Raw genomic sequence first — 5,557 nt, forward strand, 5'->3', positions numbered from 1 at the left:
CTTTGACCGCATTGAGGTCAAGAAACTTGAGCTTGAGTGTCGTGGTGACCCGTTTCATGGGGACTATTGTATGTACTATTTCTGTTGCTGAATAAATTCAGCCTGTGCGCTTATATCCCCCGGTTAGGAACCGGGGGCTTTACGCTGCTTTTCGTAAGGCTCACTGGGCACGCTGATGGCCAGTACCACCACGGGGTGGATCAGCATGGGGATCCAACATCGACTGGACAGAGGAAACAGGCAAAGCAAAACCCAGCTCAAGTGCTTCTCGAGCCAGCAGGGCCAACAGAGAGGGATCCGACTGGGCGTGTTCCACCCGTTGCTTGAGGTTGTTCCATAGGAGCGCTCGGTGAATGCGTTCCAACTCTTCTTGCTGTTCACGTGTCATGTTGCTTCCCCTATCCTGTATCAATCTTAACTAGAGGCACGGGATCTGCTGTCAGGGAACGTTGATAGACTTCAAGCTGTGCAACACCCAAGGGGAATTTACAGGCGAATGCCGGTTTGTACCCGCCAGAGAGCTGCATAAAGACCTTGTTTGGCCAGCAGCGCATCATGATCCCCAAATTCAGCAATGCGACCTTGTTCCATCACATAGATCTGATCTGCATCTCGAATGGTAGAAAGACGATGGGCAATCGCAATGGTGGTGCGGTTGCGGGTGATCTTCTCTAGTGAGCGTTGAATGGCGGCTTCCGTTTCGTTGTCCACAGCGCTGGTGGCCTCATCCAAAATCAAGATCGGTGGATCCTTGAGAATGGCACGAGCAATGGCCAGCCGTTGCCGTTGACCGCCGGAAAGCTTTTGACCCCGTTCTCCCACAATCGTGTCGTACCCTCTGGGCAAAGTCTCAATAAACTCATGGGCTTCCGCCAGTTGGGCGGCTTGCACAATCTCCTCAAGGGTGGCACCAGGGCTGCCGTAGGCGATATTTTCCCCTACCGTGCCGTGAAATAGAAACACATCTTGACTCACCCAACCGATGGCCCGCCGCAGATCCCGCAGTTGCAGTTGGCGGATATCAATACCGTCCAGAGTAATCACACCAGAGCGAATTTCGTACAGGCGCAACAGCAGCTTGACCAGAGTGCTTTTGCCAGACCCTGTGGCTCCAACAATGGCAATGGTTTGGCCTGCCGGGATCCGCAAATGCAATCGCTCGATAATGGGCTGGCGGTCGTGATAGGCAAAGGTGACATCCTGTAACACGATCTCCCCCTTGACCTTTTCCTTCACGAGGGGAGTGGTGCCCGATTGGATCTGAATCGGGGTGTCCAACAGATCCAGCACACGATTTGTAGAGGCCATGGCCCGTTGATATTGATCCATCGTTTCCCCCAGGCGTGTGAGGGGCCAGAGCAGCCGCTGGATCAGAAACACCATCATGCTGTAAACCCCGACCGACATCAGGCCATCAGCGGTTTGGAACCCCCCAAACAACAGCGTTGCCGCAAAGCCCAGCAAAATCACATTGCGAATCAGGGGAATGAAGGCGGCACTGAGGGCAATGGCCCGAAAATTGCTTTGGCGGTATGCTTCGCTATCAGCCCGCAGGCGCTCAACTTCATAGTCTTCAGTTACAAAGCTCTTAATGGTGGTCATGCCCCCTAGATTGTTGGCTAAGCGACCACTAAGAAGGCTCACCTTGCTCCGCACCTCCGCATATCGGGGCGCTAAATACCGCTGAAAGATCAGGGATCCCCAAATCACAAACGGCATGGGTAGTACAGCCGTCCAAGCAATGCCGGGAGCCAACAGCACAAAGGCGATGGAGATGATGATAATGGTGGCAGCCACATGGATCAGCTCATTGGCGCCAATATCCAGAAATCGCTCCAGTTGGTTAATGTCGTCATTCAGAATGGCCATCAGGCCGCCGCTACTGCGCTCCTCAAAGTAGGCGGTCTCCAGCTCCTGTACGTGGCTATAGGCATCTAGACGCAGATCATGCTCGATGTTTTGGGCCAGGTTCCGCCACAGCCGCGCATAGGCATACTCAAAGGCCGACTCCAACCACCAGATGAGAAAGCTCAGGCCCGTCAAGATCAAAAACTGGGTGCGCAGATCCCCCAGATCCCCAACCGTGAACCAGTTGATCAGACGACTTTCTCGCTGGGCCACAATGTCGATGGCAGCGCCAATGATAAACGGAGGAGCCAGGTCAAAAAATTGGTTCAAGACCGAGCAGAGGGTGGCTAGCCCCATTTGCCGATGGTAAGCCCGTCCATAGCTGAGCAAGCGCAACAGGGGATGAGGTTTCCGGACTGGCGGCGGGGATCCCTTCTGGGCTGCCGTGGAGGGCGCTAGAGAGGACAGGCGAATGGTGTCGGTCATAACCCGGCGGAAAATTTGAAATCCGAGGTAAAGCTTAAGTTAGCCTAGCAGACTCTTTTGGGCCTGCATTGTTCAGGTGCGCGATGTTTGAGTTGAATGGATTTTGCGGTCGGGATCCCCGGGGGTGAACGGACAGGAGAGAATGGAGGCAGCTCCGACTTAACTCGATGCAAGCTGATGAGTAACTCCGCAGAACCGACCCTTTTAGATGTCTTAAACGAAGTGCGCCTGATTCGAGCGGATGTGGCGCGAGACATTGCCCAGTTGGATCAGCGGGTAAGCCAGTTAGATCAGCGAGTGGGTCAGCTAGATCAGCGGGTAAGCCAGTTGGATCAGCGAGTGGGTCAGCTAGAGCATCGTGTTGGCCAACTGGATAACCAGATTACACAGAACGACGAACGGCTGCGGCAAGAGGTGCAGCGGTGGGATGAACGGTTCTTTAAGTTTGCCGAGGACTCCGCCAACCGGGCCAACACCTTGATTGCCGGGACCACTATTAGCGTGATTGCCGGGGTGATCCTTCTCCTACTGCGGCAGTAGCCGAGCAGACTGCAAGCGCTGAGCCAGATGGGTATAGCGGCGCTGGGCGTTCACTTGCCGCACGGCAATGGCAATGGCTTTTGAGGTGCCCACCAACCAGGCCCGTTGCTTGGCACGGGTGAGGCCGGTATAGAGCAGGTTTCGGCTCAACATGGGGAAATGCTGGGTGTGAATGGGCAGGATGACGACGGGATATTCGGAGCCTTGAGCACGATGAATGGTGATGGCATAGGCCAAGGCCAGTTCATTCAAATCGGCAAAGTCGTAGGGAACCAGACGACCTCCGAAGTCGATGTGCATCTGTTGTTCTTCTAGGTCAATGCTGCCGATGCGGCCCAGATCACCATTGAAGATGCCCAAATCGTAGTTGTTGCGCAGCTGGATCACCCGATCCCCTTCGCGGTAGAGCCGTTTGCCCCGTTCCAGTTGGGTGCGGTTGGGCTGCGGGGGGTTAAGTAGCGCTTGCAGGACGGTGTTCAGATGGTTGGCCCCCACCAAGCCACGGTTCATGGGGCAGAGCACCTGGAGCTGCTCTAAGGGATCCCAATCTGCTCCCATTTGGGCCGGCAAGGTTTCTGTAATCAGGGTTTGAATTTGCTGCACTACTGTTTCCGGTTCAATGGCCTCGACAAACTGACAATCGTGCTCCGCACGGCGCGGAGCGCCATCTCTACCAAATTGGGGCATGCGCCCTTGGTTGATGCGGTGGGCATTGCTGACGATCTGGCTTTGGGCCGCTTGGCGAAACACCTGGGTGAGGTGCACGCTGGGGATCCGTCCCGAGACGATCCAATCTCTTAAAACCTGGCCGGGGCCGACACTGGGCAGTTGATCTGGATCGCCCACCAGCAGCACCTGGGCTTGGGGCGGGATCCCTTTGAACAGGTGGTAAGCCAGCACCAGATCGATCATTGACACCTCGTCGATCACCACCGCATCCGTGACAAGGGGATTGTCGAGATCGCGCTTGAAGCGCATCAGGCGCGGGTCAAACTCCAGCAGGCGGTGGATGGTTTTCGCCTCTTGTCCGGTTACTTCCGCCAAGCGTTGGGCCGCCCGTCCGGTGGGAGAGGCCTGGAGAACCGTTTTGCCCATGGCTCGCCAGAGGGCGGTGATGGTGCGGGTGGTGGTGGTTTTGCCGGTGCCAGGGCCACCCGTCAAGATCAGGATGGGCTGCTGTGCCGCCATCAGGACAGCCTGGTATTGCTGATCCGACAGTTGGATCCCCTGTTGCTCGGTGTAGCGACTCAGCCAATGGTGAACGCGCTCCCGATCGACGGGTAAGGGGGATCCCAGCCGTTGCTGAAGTAAATCTGCCAAGCCTACCTCAGCCACATAGAGGGGGGGGTGATAGCAGGCGGCAGAGCCATCCGGCAGTTTTTCGGCTTTGATTTGGTCTTGCCGCACCAGTTGGCGGGCATTTTCCCGCAGACGTTCCCGGATCCCGGCTTGGTCGGTTAATCCCAAAAGGGCGGCTGCCTGAGTAATCAGGGCCTCAATCGGCAGATAGCAATGGCCTTCTTCGGTGGCGGTGAGCAGGGCATAACTGAGGCCGGCTTGCAGTCGGGCATCGCTGTCAGCAGGGATCCCTAGATTTTGGGCAATCTGGTCGGCGGTTTTGAAGCCAATGCCCCAAATATCCTGCGCCAGTTGGTAGGGGTTGCGTTGTACCGTGGCGATGGCCGCATCCCCATAAGTTTTGAAAATCTTGACGGCATGGGTGGTGCTCACCCCATGGGATTGCAAAAACAGCATCACCTCTTTAATGGATTTTTGTTCTTGCCAAGCCTGTTCGATGCGTTGCACCCGGTAGGATCCCACCCCTGGTACTTCCCGCAAACGACCAATCTGCTGTTCGATCACCTGCAGGGTTTCCAGGCCAAAGTGTTGCACAATCCGCTTGGCGGTGGCCGGCCCCACTCCCTTAATCAGACCGGAGCCGAGATATTTTTCAATGCCGGTCAGGGTGGCCGGTTGAGCTTCCTGAAAACGGTCGGCGCTAAATTGACATCCGTATTGCGGGTGTTCTTTCCAGGATCCCCACAGTTTTAGGGTTTGCCCCGGTTGGATGTGCGGAAAATAGCCCACCACGGTCACCAAGTCTTCTTGGCCGCGGACTTGCAATCGGGCGACGGTATACCCATTCTCAGGGTTATGGTAGGTGATGCGCTCCAGGATGCCTTCCAGTTCTGCGGTGGTGGCCCAGCTTTTTTCGCTCATGCTTTGTTTACTGAGAGCTACTTCTGTCCAGAGCCAGGGGATCCCCAGGCAATGCTTTTTCCAGAGAATGGAAGGGATCCCAGGGCAACTCAATCTGAAAACAGGTGGAATTGCGTTGGCACTCTAGCGTGACTTGTCCACCCAAGGTTTCTACTGCTTTTTTTACCAGGGGCAACCCCAAACCTGTTCCCCCTTGATGGTAGCGATCCAATGCAACAACTCGATGGAATTTCTCAAAAATACGAGGCATCTCTTCCGCAGGAATTTGGATGCCCGTATTGATTACTTTAATGAAAAGCGAGGAATCCGTTGGGTAGACCACAACCTGAATCTGTTCGGCTCTCCTGGACTTATGGTGATCAAGGATTACTAAGGCCAGAAAGCTGCTAATAATCTGGCTCTGAAGTTAGTAATGTTGGTAAACCCATACCCTTGTCGCTTGATTACCTTGATCCGGTTGTTG

6 protein-coding genes are annotated in these 5,557 nt (G+C 55.3%); 1 reads left to right on the forward strand and 5 read right to left on the reverse strand.

Translation table 11 applies throughout. The annotated features are described in order from the left end of the window. Positions 1 to 160 precede the first annotated feature (160 nt). Together JX360_RS16945 and JX360_RS16950 are read right to left on the reverse strand one after the other, a co-directional pair. On the reverse strand, positions 161 to 388 hold the full coding sequence (locus JX360_RS16945) for a hypothetical protein (protein ID WP_244353319.1): 228 nt from the start codon (positions 386 to 388) through the stop codon (positions 161 to 163). A gap of 98 nt (positions 389 to 486) precedes the next feature. Next, positions 487 to 2,334, reverse strand: a complete 1,848-nt coding sequence (locus JX360_RS16950; protein WP_279611597.1) for an ABC transporter ATP-binding protein — start codon at positions 2,332 to 2,334, stop codon at positions 487 to 489. 177 nt (positions 2,335 to 2,511) lie between these two features. Between JX360_RS16950 and JX360_RS16955 the strand changes: the two genes are divergently transcribed. Then, positions 2,512 to 2,874, forward strand: a complete 363-nt coding sequence (locus tag JX360_RS16955; RefSeq protein WP_244353321.1) for a hypothetical protein — start codon at positions 2,512 to 2,514, stop codon at positions 2,872 to 2,874. On the opposite strand, the gene recD2 is transcribed toward JX360_RS16955, so the two are convergent. Genes recD2 through JX360_RS18160 form a run of 3 tightly spaced genes read right to left on the reverse strand, consistent with a single transcriptional unit; the run spans position 2,860 to position 5,547 of the window. Then, positions 2,860 to 5,094 (reverse strand): SF1B family DNA helicase RecD2, encoded by a 2,235-nt coding sequence (recD2, locus tag JX360_RS16960; protein ID WP_244353323.1) that lies wholly within the window; start codon positions 5,092 to 5,094, stop codon positions 2,860 to 2,862. The genes JX360_RS16955 and recD2 overlap by 15 nt on opposite strands. A gap of 7 nt (positions 5,095 to 5,101) precedes the next feature. Further along, positions 5,102 to 5,488, reverse strand: coding sequence for a sensor histidine kinase (locus JX360_RS16965; RefSeq protein ID WP_341830574.1), 387 nt, complete (start codon positions 5,486 to 5,488; stop codon positions 5,102 to 5,104). Next, positions 5,464 to 5,547, reverse strand: coding sequence for a hypothetical protein (locus JX360_RS18160; RefSeq protein WP_425244331.1), 84 nt, complete (start codon positions 5,545 to 5,547; stop codon positions 5,464 to 5,466). Before JX360_RS18160 ends, JX360_RS16965 begins: the two co-directional genes overlap by 25 nt. Positions 5,548 to 5,557 lie beyond the last annotated feature (10 nt).

The organism is Thermostichus vulcanus str. 'Rupite' (assembly GCF_022848905.1).
Classification (GTDB): domain Bacteria; phylum Cyanobacteriota; class Cyanobacteriia; order Thermostichales; family Thermostichaceae; genus Thermostichus; species Thermostichus vulcanus_A.

Bases quoted from the DNA above. Each gene is read 5' to 3' on its own strand.
- JX360_RS16945 (WP_244353319.1), bottom strand. From the start codon at position 388: ATGACACGTGAACAGCAAGAAGAGTTGGAACGCATTCACCGAGCGCTC.
- JX360_RS16950 (WP_279611597.1), bottom strand. From the start codon at position 2,334: ATGACCGACACCATTCGCCTGTCCTCTCTAGCGCCCTCCACGGCAGCC.
- JX360_RS16955 (WP_244353321.1), top strand. From the start codon at position 2,512: ATGAGTAACTCCGCAGAACCGACCCTTTTAGATGTCTTAAACGAAGTG.
- recD2 (WP_244353323.1), bottom strand. From the start codon at position 5,094: ATGAGCGAAAAAAGCTGGGCCACCACCGCAGAACTGGAAGGCATCCTG.